Origin of the sequence: Dehalobacter sp. TBBPA1, assembly GCF_040931655.1 — a bacterium.
Lineage (GTDB): Bacteria > Bacillota > Desulfitobacteriia > Desulfitobacteriales > Syntrophobotulaceae > Dehalobacter > Dehalobacter restrictus.
In genome coordinates this window covers 1,152,631-1,171,342 of record NZ_CP162385.1, presented here as the reverse complement: position 1 = coordinate 1,171,342, position 18,712 = coordinate 1,152,631, and the positions used below count along the sequence as shown (strand labels likewise).

The 18,712-nt window shown below is 45.7% G+C and carries 21 protein-coding genes; 2 read left to right on the top strand and 19 right to left on the bottom strand.

All coding sequences use genetic code 11. From position 1 onward, the window contains the following. Window positions 1–62: 62 nt before the first annotated feature. Window positions 63–242 (top strand): hypothetical protein, encoded by a 180-nt coding sequence (locus AB3489_RS05855; RefSeq protein ID WP_019226349.1) that lies wholly within the window; start codon window positions 63–65, stop codon window positions 240–242. A gap of 114 nt (window positions 243–356) precedes the next feature. Here the strand turns inward: AB3489_RS05855 and AB3489_RS05850 are convergent, their stop codons facing one another. The 9 genes from AB3489_RS05850 to AB3489_RS05810 form a co-directional block, all read right to left on the bottom strand. Further along, window positions 357–1,367, bottom strand: coding sequence for an NAD(P)H-dependent glycerol-3-phosphate dehydrogenase (locus tag AB3489_RS05850; RefSeq protein WP_368294310.1), 1,011 nt, complete (start codon window positions 1,365–1,367; stop codon window positions 357–359). Between the two features lie 7 nt (window positions 1,368–1,374). After that, entirely contained in the window at window positions 1,375–1,968 is a 594-nt protein-coding gene (gene plsY / locus AB3489_RS05845; RefSeq protein WP_368294309.1) for a glycerol-3-phosphate 1-O-acyltransferase PlsY, read from the bottom strand. Window positions 1,969–2,004: 36 nt separating this feature from the next. Beyond that, entirely contained in the window at window positions 2,005–3,336 is a 1,332-nt protein-coding gene (der, locus tag AB3489_RS05840; protein WP_368294308.1) for a ribosome biogenesis GTPase Der, read from the bottom strand. Beyond that, complete coding sequence (locus AB3489_RS05835) at window positions 3,329–4,657, bottom strand: DUF512 domain-containing protein (protein ID WP_368294307.1); 1,329 nt, start codon at window positions 4,655–4,657, stop codon at window positions 3,329–3,331. Before AB3489_RS05835 ends, der begins: the two co-directional genes overlap by 8 nt. Window positions 4,658–4,800: 143 nt before the next feature. Next, window positions 4,801–5,919, bottom strand: a complete 1,119-nt coding sequence (locus tag AB3489_RS05830) for an FtsW/RodA/SpoVE family cell cycle protein (protein ID WP_368294306.1) — start codon at window positions 5,917–5,919, stop codon at window positions 4,801–4,803. Window positions 5,920–6,008: 89 nt separating this feature from the next. Then, window positions 6,009–8,057: a bifunctional 4-hydroxy-3-methylbut-2-enyl diphosphate reductase/30S ribosomal protein S1 gene (locus tag AB3489_RS05825; RefSeq protein WP_019226343.1), complete on the bottom strand. Its 2,049-nt coding sequence runs from the start codon at window positions 8,055–8,057 to the stop codon at window positions 6,009–6,011. A gap of 88 nt (window positions 8,058–8,145) precedes the next feature. Beyond that, window positions 8,146–8,727 carry a 1-acyl-sn-glycerol-3-phosphate acyltransferase gene (locus AB3489_RS05820; RefSeq protein ID WP_019226342.1) on the bottom strand — a complete coding sequence of 194 codons (582 nt, stop codon included), beginning with the start codon at window positions 8,725–8,727 and terminating at the stop codon, window positions 8,146–8,148. 4 nt (window positions 8,728–8,731) lie between these two features. After that, complete coding sequence (cmk, locus tag AB3489_RS05815) at window positions 8,732–9,409, bottom strand: (d)CMP kinase (protein WP_368294305.1); 678 nt, start codon at window positions 9,407–9,409, stop codon at window positions 8,732–8,734. Between the two features lie 106 nt (window positions 9,410–9,515). Beyond that, window positions 9,516–10,178, bottom strand: coding sequence for a lysostaphin resistance A-like protein (locus AB3489_RS05810; protein ID WP_368294304.1), 663 nt, complete (start codon window positions 10,176–10,178; stop codon window positions 9,516–9,518). 112 nt (window positions 10,179–10,290) lie between these two features. Here AB3489_RS05810 and AB3489_RS05805 point away from each other — a divergent pair, with 112 nt between their 5' ends. Beyond that, the gene (locus tag AB3489_RS05805; protein ID WP_368294303.1) at window positions 10,291–10,464 is read left to right on the top strand and encodes a hypothetical protein; all 174 of its coding nucleotides are present in this window, start codon (window positions 10,291–10,293) and stop codon (window positions 10,462–10,464) included. A gap of 164 nt (window positions 10,465–10,628) precedes the next feature. Here the strand turns inward: AB3489_RS05805 and AB3489_RS05800 are convergent, their stop codons facing one another. The 10 genes from AB3489_RS05800 to AB3489_RS05755 form a co-directional block, all read right to left on the bottom strand. After that, window positions 10,629–11,048: a HutP family protein gene (locus AB3489_RS05800; RefSeq protein ID WP_368294302.1), complete on the bottom strand. Its 420-nt coding sequence runs from the start codon at window positions 11,046–11,048 to the stop codon at window positions 10,629–10,631. Window positions 11,049–11,209: 161 nt separating this feature from the next. Then, window positions 11,210–11,632, bottom strand: coding sequence for a hypothetical protein (locus tag AB3489_RS05795; RefSeq protein ID WP_368294301.1), 423 nt, complete (start codon window positions 11,630–11,632; stop codon window positions 11,210–11,212). Between the two features lie 641 nt (window positions 11,633–12,273). Beyond that, entirely contained in the window at window positions 12,274–13,521 is a 1,248-nt protein-coding gene (locus AB3489_RS05790; protein WP_368294300.1) for an NAD(P)/FAD-dependent oxidoreductase, read from the bottom strand. A 126-nt stretch (window positions 13,522–13,647) separates the two neighbouring features. Then, window positions 13,648–14,682, bottom strand: a complete 1,035-nt coding sequence (locus AB3489_RS05785) for a 4Fe-4S dicluster domain-containing protein (protein ID WP_368294299.1) — start codon at window positions 14,680–14,682, stop codon at window positions 13,648–13,650. Between the two features lie 2 nt (window positions 14,683–14,684). Then, window positions 14,685–15,392: a FadR/GntR family transcriptional regulator gene (locus AB3489_RS05780; RefSeq protein WP_368294298.1), complete on the bottom strand. Its 708-nt coding sequence runs from the start codon at window positions 15,390–15,392 to the stop codon at window positions 14,685–14,687. A 69-nt stretch (window positions 15,393–15,461) separates the two neighbouring features. Then, window positions 15,462–16,220 carry a pseudouridine synthase gene (locus AB3489_RS05775; RefSeq protein WP_368294297.1) on the bottom strand — a complete coding sequence of 253 codons (759 nt, stop codon included), beginning with the start codon at window positions 16,218–16,220 and terminating at the stop codon, window positions 15,462–15,464. Window positions 16,221–16,287: 67 nt separating this feature from the next. Next, on the bottom strand, window positions 16,288–16,827 hold the full coding sequence (locus AB3489_RS05770; protein ID WP_368294296.1) for a spore maturation protein: 540 nt from the start codon (window positions 16,825–16,827) through the stop codon (window positions 16,288–16,290). Then, a complete protein-coding gene (locus tag AB3489_RS05765) occupies window positions 16,824–17,405 on the bottom strand; it encodes a nucleoside recognition domain-containing protein (RefSeq protein WP_368294295.1) in 582 nt (193 codons plus the stop codon). The genes AB3489_RS05770 and AB3489_RS05765 overlap by 4 nt, the downstream gene beginning before the upstream one ends. Before the next feature lie 116 nt (window positions 17,406–17,521). Next, window positions 17,522–17,956: a GerW family sporulation protein gene (ytfJ, locus tag AB3489_RS05760; RefSeq protein WP_368294294.1), complete on the bottom strand. Its 435-nt coding sequence runs from the start codon at window positions 17,954–17,956 to the stop codon at window positions 17,522–17,524. After that, window positions 17,949–18,644: a DUF2953 domain-containing protein gene (locus tag AB3489_RS05755; protein ID WP_368294293.1), complete on the bottom strand. Its 696-nt coding sequence runs from the start codon at window positions 18,642–18,644 to the stop codon at window positions 17,949–17,951. The genes ytfJ and AB3489_RS05755 overlap by 8 nt, the downstream gene beginning before the upstream one ends. Between the last annotated feature and the right edge of the window lie 68 nt (window positions 18,645–18,712).

Below are 18,712 nucleotides of genomic sequence, written 5' to 3'. Positions count from 1 at the left end.
GCTATTTGCAATACATATAGGCAAGAACACAGTATCCACAACAAAACGGAGGTGCGCTGAATATGATCTCGTCACTGTTAATCATTATTGGAACCATCATCATGCTTATGCTCGGGATCTTTTTCCTGGTATTATGTATCAAACTCGGATTTCTTTGTCACAAGGCATTGGAAATATATATTGTGAAGAACAGCAGGGAGGATGAACCGCATCAAATCTCAGGGCGCGTCAAAGCAAACTAAATCAAACTAAAAGAAGTAAGCAAAGCAAAAGGCTGCTAACAAATTTGTCAGCAGCCTAGTACCTTGTCAACTCTAAATGCATGCTAAGCTTATCTCAGGACTATATCCCAAGACTCAACGCCCTAATATCCCCATATCCTCTGTTTCATGTTTTTTGCCTCTCATCATGAGGTTCTCAAGTGCTTCGCTCGGACTAAGTCCTTCAAATAGTACTTTGTAGGCCTGTTCGGTGATCGGCATAGAAATACCATATTTTTTACTCAGCTCAAAGGCGACTTTTGTCGCGCGAACGCCTTCCACGACCATGCCGACTTCCCTCAGGACTTCATCTAGCGGCTTACCGGCGCCCAGTGCCCTTCCTGCCCGCAGGTTCCGGCTGTGCAGGCTTGTGCAAGTCACAATAAGATCCCCTATTCCGGCCAGACCGTAAAAAGTCTCAGACTGACCGCCAATAGCCACCCCGAGTCGGGTCATCTCAGCCAGGCCCCTGGTCATTAAGGCTGCTTTGGTATTGTCTTTCGGGTTCATCCCATCCAGGATACCAGTACAAAGCGCAACAATATTTTTGAGCGACCCGCCCATCTCAACACCGATCATGTCAAGATTTGTGTACACTCTGAATTTCGAAGTCATGATCAGATCCTGAACGGCTTCGGCCACTTTGATATCCTTGGCGGCAACGGCGACGGCTGTAACAACATCTCTGCCGACTTCCTCCGCATGACTCGGGCCGGATAAGACCGCAATCGGATGACCCGGCAGTTCTTCCTCAAGTACCTGGGAAAGCCTTAACCCTGTGTTCTCTTCGAGTCCTTTGGCCGTATTGATCATGATGCAGCCAGGTCTTAAGTATGGCTTGATCAGACGTGCGCTTTCTCTGACCGCGTGGGAAGGTACGCTGATGAAGACGGCTTCAGCATCAATCTCTTTTAAGTCCGTCGTCGGGGTAATCTCGTCCGGCAGAAAGCATCCCGGAAGATACTGAATATTTTCCTTTTTTCGTTTCATCAGCTCTATCTCATCTGAAAAAATCCCGATAAGGGAGACCTTATGTCCTGCCCTGACCAGCAGAAGAGAAATTGCTGTTCCCCAGCTCCCTGAACCAAACACTGCAATTTTTTTCACTTTGTTTTCACTCCCCTTTATTTTTACCAAACTTAGCTTCAGTCCCGTTAAGGATTCTTTTAATATTGGACTGATGCAGGAAAATCACTGTTGAGGCGCCTACCAAGGCCAGTACTTTATACGCGAGCGGCTCCTGAAAAACAAAAGCCATGATAATCACGGTAACTGCGGCTAGGATTGATCCCAGCGAAACGTACCTGCTTACGAGCACAACCAGAATAAAAACCACCAGGGCAACAATTGTTACCTTGGGCACCAGAACAACAATGACACCCAAACCGCAGGCAGCACCTTTACCGGTTCGTTTAAAGCCAAAATACGGATTAAAGCTATGTCCGAGCATCGCAAGCAGACCACCGGCAATGCCGCCCCAGGGGCCGAAGACCAGCCAGCAAAGGTAAGCTGCAAGGCCACCTTTAAGCGCATCCGCAGCCAGTACGCCGATTCCCCACAATGGACCCAGAACACGGAAGGTGTTTGTAGCTCCCATATTGCCACTTCCATGCTTCCGAACATCTATATTTTTGATCTTGCCTGCCAGAAAAGCAGATGGTAGTGCTCCCAGAAGATAAGCAAGCAAAAAAATCAGATACGCAAACATAATGAAACTTTCTCCTTCATTTCTCTTACTTGCAGATTATTGTTTTTCTTCGTCTCTTTTTCGCATGATCATTCTGATTGGCGAACCTTCAAAGCCAAAGTTCTTACGCAGCTGATTTTCCAGATAGCGCTTATACGAAAAGTGAACAAGCTCCGGATCATTCACAAAGAATATAAAGGTCGGGGGCTGAACACTGCTTTGTGTTGCATATAAAATCTTTAGCCGTACGCCTTTATCCGATGGCGGTGGATTCAGATGCACCCATTCCCGTAGCAGGTTGTTTAAGGTGCTGGTCGAGATACGTCTGCTGGTCTGCTCTGCAACAAATTCCACCAGATCCATAATTTTATTGATTCTTTGGCCTGTCTTGGCCGAAACGAACTGCGTGGGTGCATAAAGGACAAAAGCCAGTTCTTCCCGGATATCTTTTTCATATTTATTGATGGTTTTCTCATCTTTGATCACTAGATCCCATTTATTGATCACAAGGATGAGACCTTTTCCTGCTTCATGTGCATAGCCGACAATTTTCTTGTCCTGGTCTGTTACGCCTTCGATGGCATTAATCACCATCAGTACGACATCCGACCTGTCCACAGCCCGGAAAGAACGCACTACACTGTAGTTTTCCGTGACTTCGGAGATTTTTTTCTTGCGCCTGATACCGGCCGTATCGATCAATACATAATTTCTGCCTTCATACGTAAACGGAGTATCGATCGCATCCCTGGTCGTTCCGGGTATGTCACTGACAATGACCCGTTCCTCCCCGAGCAGCATATTGACAATGGATGATTTGCCGACATTCGGTCTGCCAATCACGGCGATTTTAATCACATCCGGGTCATAGTCGGCCGCGGCATCTTCCGGCAGGGCCGAAACAAGCGTATCGAGAAGATCCCCGGTATTCATGCCGTGAACGGCCGAGACCGGAATCGGATCACCGAAACCCAGCGGCAGAAATTCATGGGCCTCTGCCTCAAATCGGGTAAATTTTTCTACTTTATTCGCAACCAGCAATACCGGTTTGCTCGATTTCCGCAGGTATCTGGCGATCTGCTGATCATCCGGCGTAATCCCGGATTTGGCATCGACAAGAAACATGATGACATCAGCTTCATCGACTGCGATTTCGGCCTGCTGTTTCATCTTCGATGAAAGCGGTGTCGTTTCATCTTTAAATTCTATACCGCCGGTATCAATCAGCGTAAATTTTCTGCCAAGCCATTCAGCATCAAAATATAACCGATCCCTTGTTACCCCGGGGGTATTTTCAACGATGGCCACCAAGCCGCCGACGATTCTGTTAAATAGCGTCGATTTCCCGACATTCGGACGCCCGACAATTGCTACCACAGGTTTACTCATTTTCCGAACCTCCAATCGTTATCCCAAAAAGTCCTTCTATAAAAGATTGACCATCATTCTCCACAACTACCGGTATGCCATTGACCTGTTCGGTCAACCACCGGACATCATATCCATCGAGGAATACTTCTTCACCGGCTCTCAGCATCACGCGCGACAGTAAGAAATACTCTCCCTGCAGGTCACCCAGTTGCAGTGCGATGTCCTGAGCCGTGAGCAACCCTGCTACGGTCACCGCAGGTCCAAAAAAACGGTTGCCAATCTCATGAACTGTAATATGTACACCCTGAACTGCAGGCAGCTCCGCGACCCTGGACCGGAAATATGCCGCTGCCGATGAACCAGTTACGAGATGTATCTTTCTTTCCGGAATCTGCCGCGGCAGGTCACAGAGACACATCCGGATTTCTTCCTGAAACTTTCGGGCCATGCCAATGCCGTTTTCCAGTTGCGGAAAGTCATCATATTCTGGATATGACGGAATATCTCTGCCGGCAAGGATATAAAATTCATCAGAAAAATAAACAAGGTTTAGTCCGGTCCGTTTTCGGTATTTCTGCTGACATTCTATGCCGATATCCAGGACTTCCTTGGCCTCCTCCGGCGTTACAGTCCGAAGTTCAGGCAATCCATCCCTGTACTTTGTTAAGCCGACCGGAACAATCCCAATGGACTGGACCTGTGGGAAAAAGGCCGCAAGGTTCTCCACGGTTTCCTGCAAGATCTCCCGGTCATTGTAATCAGGAACCAGAACGATCTGCGTATGAAGAACAAGACCGGCTTCAGCAAGCCTTTTTATTTGCTCCGCCAGCTTCCCGGCCTGCCTGTTTCTCATCAGTTTCTCCCTGACGACGGGATTCCATGCATGAACGGAGATATACAAAGGACTTAGATGCATTTCGATGATTCTCTGAAAATCCTTCTCCTTCAGGTTGGACAGAGTGATATAGCTCCCCTGGTTCACCGACAACCGGTAATCGTCATCCAGATCGTACAGCGATGATCTCATCCCGGGAGGCATCTGCCGGACAAAGCAGAAAACACAGTTATTTCGACACTTCATTAGTCCGTCTCGGCCTACGCTGCTGACTTCGATACCGAGCAGTTCCTCCGGTTCCTTGATAATCTCCAGTTCCCAGATCTCATGATTCTTCTTCTGAATGATCAATGTAAATTCTTCTTCAGCGGTCCAATACTGCAAATCCAAAATATCCTGAACATTGTGCTGATCCACCTGGAGAATCTCATCTCCGGGTTCAATTTCCATCTCAGCAGCAATACTGTTTTTCATGACAGCAGATACCATCAACCCATTGGGCATCTTTTCCATCCTTTTCCAACGTAAAACGTTTAGCACTTGGTTAACCTTTTTATTATACTATAATGGCTATTATAAAGGTACTAGTAAACCATTTTTCAAATAACTACCCAAATTGAAACATAAATAACCTTATGATTAGTCTGCTAGCTGCTTCGCAACAGCTTATCCTGTCGGAAGCGCGAAATATTCAATAAAATACCTATTTCAAACATGGTTACAAGCAGGGAGCTTCCTCCATAGGATACGAGAGGAAGCGTGATCCCCGTTACCGGAAAAAGACCGGTTACAACACAAAGATTAATCATGGTTTGGATGCCCAGGATCGTTGTGATCCCAAATCCGAGCATCCGTCCGAATCCATCCGGACATTGCCGGGATATGGCATAGCCGCGCCCAATGAGTACGATAAAACACAAAAGCATAAGCGAAGTCCCGAAGAAACCAAATTCTTGTCCGATCACGGCAAAAATAGTATCCGTATAATTTTCAGGCAAAAACCCGAGCCCTTCATTGCTTCTCCCGATACCTATCCCGAGCAGTCCACCCGACCCGAAGGCTATCTGGGCATTAATCTGCTGGTAGCCGAAGGTCGTTGCATATTCCCATGGATGCAGCCAGCCTAAAATTCTGTTCCACTGATACTCTTCACCTTTGACCAGGTAGAATCCCGGGATGCCAATTAGAGGTATCGCAGCCAGAAAATAACCTGTCGGAAGCTCGGTCATCAAAAGCATAAACCCTCCTGCCGCCAGGATGACAATCGCGGTTCCAAGGTCGGGCTGTTTATAAACCAGCAAGAAAATGACCGCGAGCACACCAATAGGCAGGAAGATATCCGTAAACTTCTTTATCGGATAGCGGCTAAGAATATAGGCGAAGAAAAAAACGATGGCCAGTTTCGCAATCTCCGATGGCTGTACGGACATCCCAAAAATATCCAGCCAGCGGGCCGATCCTTTCGTAGTAATAGACATATTGCTGAATTCGACCAACAGGAGCAGGATGACACTGACGAGAATACTCAGCCCGGAAATCTTCCGGAAAAACTTCAAAGGAATAAAAACCGCCGCCCCGGCTGCCACTATTCCAAGGCTTACCCAGCGCAGCTGCTTAAAAAATAAATAATAAGAATTATTGGTATTCTCATAGGAAAAAGAGGAGCTGGCACTTAAAACCATAATCAGACCAACTGCCAAAATGATGACTGCAGAAAATAACAGAATAAAGTCAGGTTTTTTTGTTTTTATCTTCTGAACAGCCATCTTTTGACCTCCTGTTGCATTAATTCCGTCTGAAGTGAAATGACTTCCTGCCAAATCAAAGCAAGAAGCCATTTGATGCATTAATTTTATTAAAGTGTGTCCACGTCTGTATCCGGAATATTTCCGATTTTCTCGCCTATCGTAACTTCAGGTATTTCCGGTTGGTTCTCCAAATCCTGACGGGCACTGGCTTCACTGGCTTCCGTAAGCAGTTCCCGGATACTCAAGCTTATTTTTTTATCTTCCGGTTTAAAATCGATGACTTTGGCTGTGATCTCCTGGCCAACCTGTACGATATCCTGTACTTTCATGACCCTGTGGTCGGCCAGCTGGGAAATATGCACCAGCGCATCGATCCCGTCCTCCAGTTCCACGAAAGCGCCGAAAGGTGCGATTCTGACGACTTTGCCGTGTACGATGGATCCCACGGCATATTTTTCAGCAGCAGCAGACCACGGATTCGTTTTAAGCTGTTTTAACCCGAGGGAAATCCTGCCTTTTTGGGTATCAATCGCTAAGATCTGAACTTCAACTTCATCATCGACATTCACGATCTCCGACGGGTGTTTTACTCTGGAGAAAGCCATATCCGAGATGTGCAGCAGCCCGTCAATACCGCCAAGATCAACAAACGCACCAAAATCGGCCAGGCGGCGGACTGTTCCCTTGACGATATCGCCTTCCTTAAGCGTCTCCAGAAGCTTTTCTTTTTTACCTTCCTGCTCTTCAGCTAAAATAGCCTTTTGGGAAAGAACCAGTTTCTTCTTGTATTCATCGTACTCGATGACTCTTAAACGAAGTGTTTTCCCGATATATTTTTCAAGATTGTCTACGAAGCCGGTCTCAACCTGAGAAGCAGGCACAAAGCCTCTCATTCCGAGGTCGACCAGAAGTCCGCCTTTGACTGCTTCCGTAACGACTGCCTGAACTTCTTCTTTTGATTCGGCCAGATGGGCCAACTGTTCCTTCGCTTCAACCTCATTGGCCCGTTTACGGGATAAAACAGGGTAGCCTTCCTGGTTTTCAACACGCATGACCATCACGGAAATCGTGTCACCAATTTTAACGAGATCATTAATATTCGAAACCTTGGTAGCGGAAAGCTCCTCAAAAGGAATCATGCCCTCCGATTTCCAGGCAATATCCACAAATACCTCATCGCCTGTTATTTTTACGACGGTCCCTTTGACAATCGCGCCCCGATAAAGTTTGGGCAGTCCCTTATCAAAATTTTCCATCATGTTCTCTTCATCACTAACTGTACTAACCGTCTTCACAACGCTTTCCTCAGCCTCTTGGATCTGTGTTTTTTCCATAAACTCCGACATTTTCTTGTAAACCTCCTCGATAATCCAATCCGGTGTGGAAGCTCCTGCTGTCAGGCCGGTAATTTTAGCATCCGTAAACCAGATCTCCAGTAATTCTTCAGCTGTTTCGATACAGTATGTTTTCGTTTTCCCACTGCAGATCGATCCCAGTTTTCGTGTGTTGGAACTGCTCAAGCCCCCCACGACAATCATCAGATCCACTTTTTCAGCCAATTCCCTGGCTGAGGCCTGACGTTCTTCAGTTGCCGCGCAGATCGTATTCTGGACGATCAGCTCCCCAGTATGTTTTTTTAATTCTTCAACAACCGTAAAAAAATGGCTTTTTTGCTGTGTTGTTTGGGCTAAGACTGTAATTCTCGGGTAGTACGGCAAATCTTCAGCCTCGGCCAGCGTCTCAATGGCGAGGGCATTACTTCCTGCCCATCCCAGGATCCCTTTAACTTCCGGATGGCTTTTGTCACCGACAACAATGACAAAACTGTTTGCTGATGAGCTTGCGGCCATTCTTTGCGCTTTTTGAACATAAGGACACGTTGCATCAATAATGGTAATTCCGCGTTCCTTTGCTTCCTCGTACGTTTCCGGGGGAACGCCATGCGACCTGATTACAAGCTGTTGACCCATTTTAGCCTCATCAACAGAGTGAATGACTTCCAATCCTTTCTCAGCCAAATAATCAACAACTTGCTGGTTATGAATGAGCGGTCCCAAAGATGCAGTCAACCCGGTGCCGGCAGCTTTTTCAGCCAATTCAATCGCCCGTTTAACTCCAAAACAGAAACCTGCTTTTGCCGCTCGCTGAATCGTCAACAAAACTGCCCTCCTTTTATGCCTATCACGTCTATTTCGCTGAGAAAAACAAAATTCCTTCTAATACCTTGTTAACCTTTTATGATTTTTACATTTCATTCACAACATCCATGATTTTATTGGCAAGCCATTCCCTGCTATTTTCAGTCTTTTCAGGGATTTCAAGGTTATCGGCATAAAATGGCTTACCGATAATTATCCCTATCTTGCCCCTTTTTTGGGTTAATAATCCTCTGGCTCCATATACCTTGACCGGCAGAATCGGGGCATGGCTTTTGTTTACAATCAAAACGATCCCTGCCATGGCTTCCTGAATGTTACCGGTTTTGGAGCGGGTACCTTCCGGAAATATCCCCAGAACTTTTCCTTCTTTTAACAGCCTGACCGATTTTCGGAATGCCCCGATATCGCCCTTCCCACGTTTAACCGGGAAAGTACCAAGTCCGTGCAGAATCTGCCCTAACAATGGTATCGAGAAAAGCTCCTCTTTCGCCATGAAATATACCTGTCTTGGCATCGAACAGCCAACAATAATCGGATCCCAGAGGCTTATATGATTGCAGGCTATAATCACAGGTCCTTCTGCAGGAAAATTTTCCAGGCCTGTTATCTTACATCCTTTGACCTTCAGAACAAGGGTCATGATTCCCTTCGCCAATGAATACAGCATCACTTTAATCCTCCCTGATAATTCTAATGATCTTGGCAACAACTTCATCAATCGTTAACCCTGTCGTATCGAGGATCACCGCGTCCTTAGCTGGTTTCAGCGGTGCAAATTTTCTCTGGGAATCTACTGCATCTCGTTTTTCAATATCCGAGCGTATTTCTTCCAAAGATACCATCTTACCCTCTTTGATATTCTCAAGGTATCTCCGACGTGCACGTTCAGAAGCCGAAGCCGTCAGAAAAATCTTAATTCCGGCATCCGGCAGGACGTATGTACCGATATCCCTGCCATCCATCACGATATTGCCCTTCAGTGCTTCCTGACGCTGTAGTTCAACCAGCCGGTTACGAACCCCGGGATAAGATGCAATCAGTGATACTGCCCTGCTTACCTCAACATCCCGGATTTTAGAGGTAACATCTTCCCCGTCGCAGAATACGGTTTGACGGTCATTATGGCTTAGTCTGATGTCAATGATCCGGGCTAGATCTGTTACTGCCTTTTCATCCTGAAGGGAAATTCCTGAAGCAAGGGCTTTATAAGCTACAGATCGATACATCGCACCTGTATCAAGATAATACAAGCCAAGTTTGTCGGCAACGATTCTCGCAATGGTACTTTTTCCTGCCCCGGCAGGACCGTCAATCGCCACCTGCAAATGATTTTCACGCAAATGTTCCAAAACGATGCTCCAATCGAAAAAATCTTAATCTTGCGCGCTGTTTCGAAGCTCGCATCTGCCAAAATTATACCACAGCAAAATGATCGCTTACAATTCACTTTACGGTTTAAGATACTGAGACCCCGATAACCGCCAGTAAGTTATTCAGCGCATGAAGCCCGATTGCCGGATAAATCGAATCATGTTTGGTATATAAAAAGCCAAGTCCGATTCCGAGAACCAGCTTCGGAATGAAGCCGGTCAAATCAAAATGCAGAGCGGAAAAAATGCAGGCACTGATTACAATCGCCGTCCATTTGCCGAAATAATTTCGCAAACAGCCGAGCAGTACTCCCCGGAACAGCGTTTCCTCAATAAAAGGAACAATAACGGCGATCAGAAAAATGTTCGCAATGAACATGGAAATTGTCGGGTCCTGCAGGAGCTTTACCAGTTCATTTTCTGCCGTCGTCTGGCCTGAATAATACAGAAGTACCATATAGATCATATTAATCAGCCAGACCAAAAAACAGATTTTGAATACATCAATAAGGGTGGAAGCAAGACTGGTCCTTCTCCAGCCCAGGTCATTCAGGGAAAGCCTATTTTTGAACATAATCAGCATAATCAAAAAAACAAACAGGGTATTCGAAGTAATCATGGAAAGATAATAGGCCGTTTTGATTTCAGGAAAGAACTGATAGATAGAATAACTGATGAATGGCATCAATAAAAAAACAACTGCCATACCGATCACAAAATAAGCTAAGGCCTTAAAATTCAATTTCATATTTCATCCTCTGCAATTACATAAATTATCCTAGATTATTTTTTTCAGATCTATACATAATAAATTCAAATGAATTACACAGAAATATATACAGCGGAAGGAGGCTGTTAGGATGCTTTATTCCAAAAAATCGGATCATAGCTTGCTGTTCATGGGTTCTGCCATGGTGGGGGGATTTTTGCTGGGTTGTACTTATAAAAGATATGGCAAAAAAATCGAAAAACACATTCAGAAGTTCTGGCAAAAAGATTCGAATGATGATATGTTCGCAGCACACGAAAGCTAAATCTGAATCAGCGATCATCGCCTCTTATCTTTATTCACTGACACTCTGCTCCTTAACCGGAGCCTTTTTTATTCTATCAGAAAGAATACGTTCCTTTCTGATAGATCTAAGTGCAACTAAGGCTGTTGCCAAAAGGATTGGCCACAGCCAAGTTTTCTATATTTTCAGCTTCGTGGGGCAACCCTGTGTCCAAGGCCTACGGCTACTTCATCCAAATGCAGCAACCCTACCCCAAAAAACACGGCCACGCTGAGATGATCACCGCGGTGGGCAATCCCAATTTTTCCTCCGATATTCAGCCCCGCTGCTTTCGGCATAATCTGGCTTAAAGCCTCACGTGTCGCGCCCGCGACGGCCCCTTCGTCGCCATGGGAATCGTGGATTACCCCTTCACGTTTCGAAGCAACAATCGCCCTTTCGACAAGCTTTTTAATTGAAGCCAGATAATCTCCGCCGTAATCTACGGCAACTGACTTGATGCTATCCGCTAAAAATTTCTGTTTAAGCGCACTTTCCTCTTCTCTGGTTTCACTCATTGCCATTCTTAAAGCAGCCAGAGCAACCGTCTTACTATCCGGCACCATAGTCAATCCTCCTTCTAGGCAAACGTTCTTTCATGACGCTAACAAACAATTACACGCTAAAAAAAGAGGCGATGTCAGAAAAAACAACACCTGCTTTCATTATCTTACATGAATTTCCGGAGATTAGCAAAGCTTATCTTGAGGGACTTACGACGAGCTTATCAGCTGGCCTCAGCAGATTTTAACTTCACATCAAAACTTTTGACATCCCCGTTAAGTTCAATCGAATATGTTTTATTATTCAGAATCACATTGACAGTGACCGGATAAGGAATGCTGGTTGCATCCAGAACAACGGTTCCCGGTTCAACTGTGATGCTTTTCCCATTTTCAATGGTTCCAATATCCTGGTCATTTTGTCTAACCATTACAACACTGTCAGGAGTTATCTCAAAGGAGAGACTAATCGAGCCGCTGTTTACATTTTCGCTGTATTTAAAGGCCGGGGCATCTATTTCTCCGGAAAATTTCAAATAGAACTCGACGGGATCAGTAAATGCTTTCAGCTGATACAGCCCTAACAATACTGTACAAACTGCCATAATCCTGATGGCTGTTTTCTCAAAGCCCTGAAACCTTGACACTTTTTGGCGCGGGAAAGAAAATCTCCTGGAGCGCATCTGACTCACCTCAGTAATATGTATGCGCCGTCAGGAATTTGCATACCGACATCATTCTGTAAGGCATCTATAAAACCTTATCTGGGGTTGGTCTGCATGCCACTTGCACGGAATTGTGAGACGCAGCCTGATATCTAAGGATTATTTAAGCATGTCTGTAACTAGAATGTTGCTCTTCGAAGCAGCTAATTATGAATGTCTTACTTATCTGACCAGAAGACTAAACTGCAAGTCGGGTATGTTATCATCCTTGGCTTCCCAAGCAATCCTGTACCTTCGCCCATATTCCACTTGCGCGGTTACTGTGGCATGAAGACCTTCTAACAGGAAGTCGCTGATAAGCTTACATGAAAGGCGTTTGCTGAACTGCTCCTCGAATGCGCTAGATAACGAGCTGCATTCTGGCATACAACCCCGCTTAAATAACCTTATGATCAGTCTGGGGGCCACAGTTCCGCTGTGAGCGGAGCACGATGCGGAGCGCGGCTTTTTGCACCATGGAGGGCGCAATAGCCGAAAAGCGGTATTGTGGCCTCCAGACCTACCCAAGAGCATAGCCGTCTGCCATAATCTTGTCGCTCCTTGCTTCTATGGCTCATTCGGCATTAGCTCATCCTGGCCGTCGCTTTTCCGGCTTTGTAGCCGGTTGAGAAAGCTGCCTGGAGGTTGTAGCCGCCTGTTACGCCGTCGATATCAATGACTTCTCCGGCAAAATACAACCCTTTGACCAAACGGGATTCCATTGTGGTTGGATTAATTTGCTTGGCGTCAACACCCCCGAAGGTAACAATTGCTGTCGCCATACCGAGCGTCGCCGTTATATGAAGTACAAGCTCCTGAAATAACCGGCAGAGTCTTTTCCTTTCTTCTTTAGTAACTTTATTAACAACCTTCTCTGGGTCAATCTCCGATAAAGCGACCATCACAGGAATCATACTCTGCGGGAGAAGATCGTCCAGGGTGTTCTTAAACTGCTTGTTACCATACTTCAGAAAATCCCTCTGCAGCCTTGAATCTATCTGCTCAGAAGTAAGGGCGGGCTTTAGGTTTATTTTCAGCTCAACCTTCTGTTTTTGGTCCAAAGCCTTGGAAGCAATCCTGCTTAAGGTTAGAATAATCGGACCGGATAAACCAAAATGCGTAAACAGCATCTCCCCAAATTCTTCTCCCTGCTTTTTCCCGTCGATCCAGATTGAGGCAGCCGTATTCTTCAGCGTCAATCCTTGAAGCTCTTTCGGCCATTTTTCAAGGGTTTTGAGCGGAACAAGCGCAGGCAGCGGCTTAATGATCCGATGTCCTGCTTTTTCAGCCAGCGTATATCCGTCCCCGGTTGATCCTGTTCCAGGGTAGGATGCTCCTCCCGTGGCAACGATCACAGCATCTGCCGGAAGCACTTCATCGGAGACAGCCAGCTGAACACCGGTTACTTTCCCGTCTTCGATCATGACTTTTTTGACAGCCTGGTTAAGCCTGATTTTTACGCATGTTCGTTCCAGATACTTCTTTAAAGCCTTAACGATTACCTCCGAATCGTCGGCTGTCGGAAACACTCTTCCACCTCTTTCTACTTTTGTTTCGACACCATAGTCTTGAAAAAAATGAATCAACGCCTCATTGCCGAACTCTTTTAAGGAAGCGTATAGAAATTTTCCGTTTCCGGGATAAAAACTTACAAAATTACTGATATCCCCCGCATTGGTAAGATTGCACCGACCTTTACCGGAGATCGCAATCTTACTGCCGAGTCTCGTCATTTTTTCAAGGAGTACCACCTCTGCTCCAACGAAAGCAGCCTGGCCCGCTGCCATCATGCCTGCAGCCCCACCGCCTATTACAACAACCTTTTTAACCACAATCCATCCTCCCTGCTTTCCAATATGTTGATTGCAAACCAACAACACTTTCTAAAATAACTTTAGAGATCAGTCTCCGTAATATCTAGACAACTTCAAATGGAGTAGGATGCATAGCGTGGCTGTTTACCTACCTTCAATATTCGTTGAATGCGCTGCACAAGCAGCACATAGGCCTGAATCCGTATCGCTGAAGATCTGTTTGCCGCACTCCCGGCAATAATAGGAATTCGCTTCTCCGACAATAACCTTACCGGCCAGAAACTTGAACGGAAACATCAGATATGCAAAGCTCAGAGCCCGGGAGCCGCAGATGTCCACACAGCGACCGCATTGAACGCACTGGAGCGGTTCATAAATCAAAAGCATTTTATTCTCTTTCTGTTTCAGTGTGAGCGCCTGCTGCGGACATATTTTGGTACAAACGCCGCAGCCGTTGCACTGGTCGGTATATCTGATTGCCTGAAAAGGAACCTTCTTATTTGGTTTCTGTTTCAGTGTCTCTGCCAGCCATTGACGGGTCCTCGGAATGGTATAGGATTCTTCTGCTTCGATAGCCGGAAACGCTGCCGTGATTCTATCTTTGCCAAATTCACGCAACCTGTTTTTCAACCCTTTTTTCGATCGGCCACGAGCAAAACGTCCGGGACCGTAATCCGATTTTGCTGCGCCTTCTTCAGCAGGGAGAATCTCCAGCTTTAACCCGGGATGATCCGTCCATTGCTGGCTAACCTCCAGATAGAAGCGCTGGCTGACCGCTGCAGCCTGTTTATCCTGGCAATTGGAACAGTCCCCTGTAAGGATTCTGACCTGTTTGGATTCTGCCAAAAGCATTAAAACTGTCCAGGCATCCCTGTCCAGCATCCCGAGGCAGGCAATTTCATAACCGGCAGGCGCAGCCATTGGACAATTTAATACGCAATTTCCGTTTTCCAAAAGGTACTCTCCGAGGTTTTTCATGTCTCTGTCCACAAAACCGTCAGAGGGGCAAACAGCCATACAGACACCGCATTCCGTACAGCTTTCTATCGAAATCTCTTTCTTATCACCGATGGACTTATGCGGGCAGGCTTCAATACAAAGCCTGCAATCCCGGGGATAGGGCTTCTTCTTGTTCAGACAGTTGTCGGGATGATACAGCATTTGATTGTATTTCTTCATGATTATTCATATCCTTTGCGAAATTCATTTTCAATTCTTTCGAGATGACGAAGCATTCCGGCATGCGCTTCTTCAGGTAATTCTGCTTCGATCGCCTGATATATTTCCTCATGTTCCTGATAAAGAAGTTCCGACATGCCCTCTTTTTCAAAAGTATCTGCCCAATTCGTCTTCAATGTCTGGTGCATGATATCTGAAATCATATGGAGCATGTGGATCAGCATCTTATTCTTCGTTCCTTTAGCTATAGCATCGTGAAAATCCCGGTCACAGGGACAGTCCTGCCGGCCCGTATTCTGACCCTTTCTGATCTCAATAAGAGAACCCCTCATTGCGGAAAGATCCTGATATTCAGCCCTTTCTGCTGCCAGTGCGGCAGCCTGGGTCTCCAGGATTTTTCTTATCTCCATCATTTCAAAAATGGTATCTTTCTCCAGAGAAAGCACCCATGGCAAAGGAGCAATGACAGACTCGATATTAACATGTTTAATATAGGTTCCTTCTCCGCTTCGGATTTCCAGCAAACCCATAATTTCCAAAGCACTGAGCGCTTCCCGGACAGATGCCCTGCTGACCTGCAGCCTCTCCGCAAGATCCCGTTCGGAAGGAAGCTTATCACCTGCTTTGATTTGTCCTTCAGCAACCAGCGTACTGATTTGATCAACTATTTCTTCGTAGATTCTTTTCGTTTTTGCTGGTTTCAGATTCATGCTTTCTCCCCGCAATATCAATATTTATTTCGCATTGATTACCTATTACTTACAAATGATATAAAATAATCACCGTATACTTACTGCTTCCTTCAAAGCATTGACTTCAGAAGTCGTTAACAGTCGGTATTCTCCTGCCGTCATTTTTGGATCCAGCTGGAGCGGGCCAAAACAGATTCTGCGCAAGCGAAAAACGGGGTATCCGACCTGCTCAAGCATTCTCCTGACCTGCCTGTTCTTTCCTTCGTGAATGGCAAGCTCAATTTCGGTCTGGTTGCCGCTTTTATAACGGGAAAGCTTCTTAATTTTCGCAGGAGAAGTCATACCATCCTCGAGGTGTACACCCGACTCAAGCGTCCTGATTGCCTGATCAGAAATATTACCGGCGACTGAGGCCCGGTATACTTTTTCCACGCCAAAACTTGGATGCGTCAGCCGAAATGTAAGTTCCCCGTCATTGGTCAGAAGCAGAAGTCCTGAAGTGTCATAATCCAGTCTGCCGACCGGATAGACTCTTTCTTTAATATTCTGGCCAAGTAAATCAATCACCGTTTTCCTTTGATGGGGATCCGTAACACTTGTAATAACACCCGCAGGTTTATAAAGCATGACGTAGACCAGGTCTTCGTTTGGTCCTGAAGAATACGTCTTAGCGTTGACTTCGATGACATCCTCAGGCGTTACCTTAAAACCCGGCTGCGTTACGGTCTGTCCATTCACTTTTACAAGTCCCTGACTGATCAGAATTTCGGCATGACGCCGAGAAGCGACGCCCAAACGAGCCATCGCTTTTTGCAAACGTTCAGATTGATCTCCGGAACAATCCATCAAAAAACCACCATTAACAAAACATCTCTCAATTGATTTTAGCAAAAAAACTGTAGAAAGCAAACCCTTATCCAAAGACCCTGCTGACGATCCAGATTGAAGCAATCAGTCCGACTGCATCAGCGAGCAGTCCGACTTTTAAAGCATATCTGTGTTTTTTGATGCCGACTGAGCCAAAATAGACGGCAAGCACAAAAAAGGTGGTATCTGTGCTTCCTTGGAGCGTGGAAGCAAGTCGGCCGATAAACGAATCAGGTCCGTATTGATGGATCAGTTCAGTTGCAACCCCAAGGGCCCCTGAACCGCTCAGTGGCCGCATAACGGCCAAAGGAATAATGCCTAACAGGTCTGGATTCCAGTCCATAGCTAAAAAAAGAGGTCGAAGAAGGTTGATTAACAGATCCAGGGCACCAGAATCCACAAACACTTTAATGGACACCAGCATTCCAATTAAAAACGGAATAATTTTTACGGCGGTTTTAAAGCCATTCTCCGCCCCCTCAACAAATGTCTCATAGACTGGAACTTTATGAAGGTAACCATAAAGCGGCACAAAAAATAAAATAAACGGAATAGCCCATCTGGCAAGCTCAGAGATGATGGTCATAATCCGTTCCTCTTTCTAAAAAGAACATCTGCAATGATGGCTGAGGCCATGGCACACCCTGTGGCAAAAACTGTCGTCCCAATGATCTCGACTGGATTGGCCGATCCGGCTTTCATTCTGACAGCAATGATTGTAGCCGGAATAATCGTAATACAGGACGTATTCAGCGCCAGAAACGTAATCATCGCGGGACTGGCTGTTTCCTGATCCGGGTTTTCTTTCTGTAACTCCTGCATGGCCTTCAGGCCAAACGGCGTAGCGGCATTACCCAGACCGAGGATATTCGCACAGAGATTCATGACAATTGGGCCGAAGGCAGGACTATCCGCCCTGAGCGATGGAAAAAGTTTTCTGACCAATGGGGCGCTTATTCTGGCCAAGTGCCGGATGAGTCCTGCTTTTTCGGCAATATGCATGATACCCAGCCACAGGCTCATGACACCCATTAACTCGATTGCCACTTCTATCCCGAGTTCAGAAGCCTGAAGGGCCGACGCAGTGACCTGATCGATATTTCCATTCAGGGCAGCGACAATAATGCCGCAGATCAGCATAACCAGCCAGATCAAATTGACCATAACAGAAACCCCCTGCTTAAAATGTATGTTTTCAGCAGGGGGAATAGAAGAATAGACAATTTCAAAAATATCTCGACGATATCAAGGACATGCTGTTTGTCGGCATATATACTTTATTAGCACCTTTCTTCATACCCGTCTTCACGGTGGAATCTCTTTCTATTGACCATATGGGACAATTTATCCATTAGATTAGGCATTTCGTCAATGATACGTTCTGCAATCATATTTCCTTCGACCGGAAGCAGTCGGACCTGATTTTGGTTTACAACCAGAAAACCTACAGGTTTTACCGATACCCCACCGCCGCTTCCTCCACCAAAAGGCATCTTGGAAGCGTTTTCATTTTTTTTCTCCTCCTCTTTTTCTCCCTCAGTGGAAGAGAATTCGCTGCCGCCGGCTGCAAAGCCACAGGATACCCTGGAAACAGGTATAATCACAGAGCCACTTGGTGTTTCGACCGGGTCTCCAATCACTGTGTTTACATTTATCATTTTTTGGATACTATCCATCGCTGTCTGCATCAGATTTTCAATTGGATGTTCATCCATAATTCCTAGTCCTCCTGTTTTTTAAGATCATTAATAGGAATTTATAGCCTGTAAAAATAATATGGCTGCTTTTTAGATTTAATATGCAGCAAAGTCTAAATAAAAATATATTTTCGGTAAAATTCGGAATTACCCGGTATCTAAAGTCATCTTGCTTTAGTGGGTTATACCTGTGCAGTCTTGCCGAGATAAACCCAAAAGCTGTCCAGCAGGCTCCCGTCAAGTAACCCGTCTCAGCAGCATCCCTGCCGCCAAGCTCAAGCTCGGCCTGGAGGGAATGAACAGTCATTTTGCGATAAAAAGAGCGGATGATTTTGGAAAAACCTTGTTGCAGCCGTCTGATACTTGCGGAAGAATAGCCATAATGACGAACAGCCTCCCGCAGAAAATGCTTTATCAACCGGTAACGTTTTCTGGTCGAGTCAGCATTATTTTTTGATTTTCTGTCCGGGCAGTCATTTTGCTGTATATTTTCTATGCTGTTCAACAGAAAATAAAGAAAGCCAGTCGAGACCATCTCTGCCGGAATGTTTATCTCCAGATTGGACCGGAACAATGCAGCTTGATAATGTATCTTCAGCATACTGCTAAAATTTTCGAAAGTATAATCGATGACCAGATTGATTTTGAACAGCGCTAAAACCAGCAGCCAAATCAAGCAAGCTGTGAGCAGTGCAAGAAATGTCATGGCTTGCCTCCAATTAGGAATATTTTATCCTCTCCATGTTATTCCCAGTATTGTGCCGTTCTATGAAA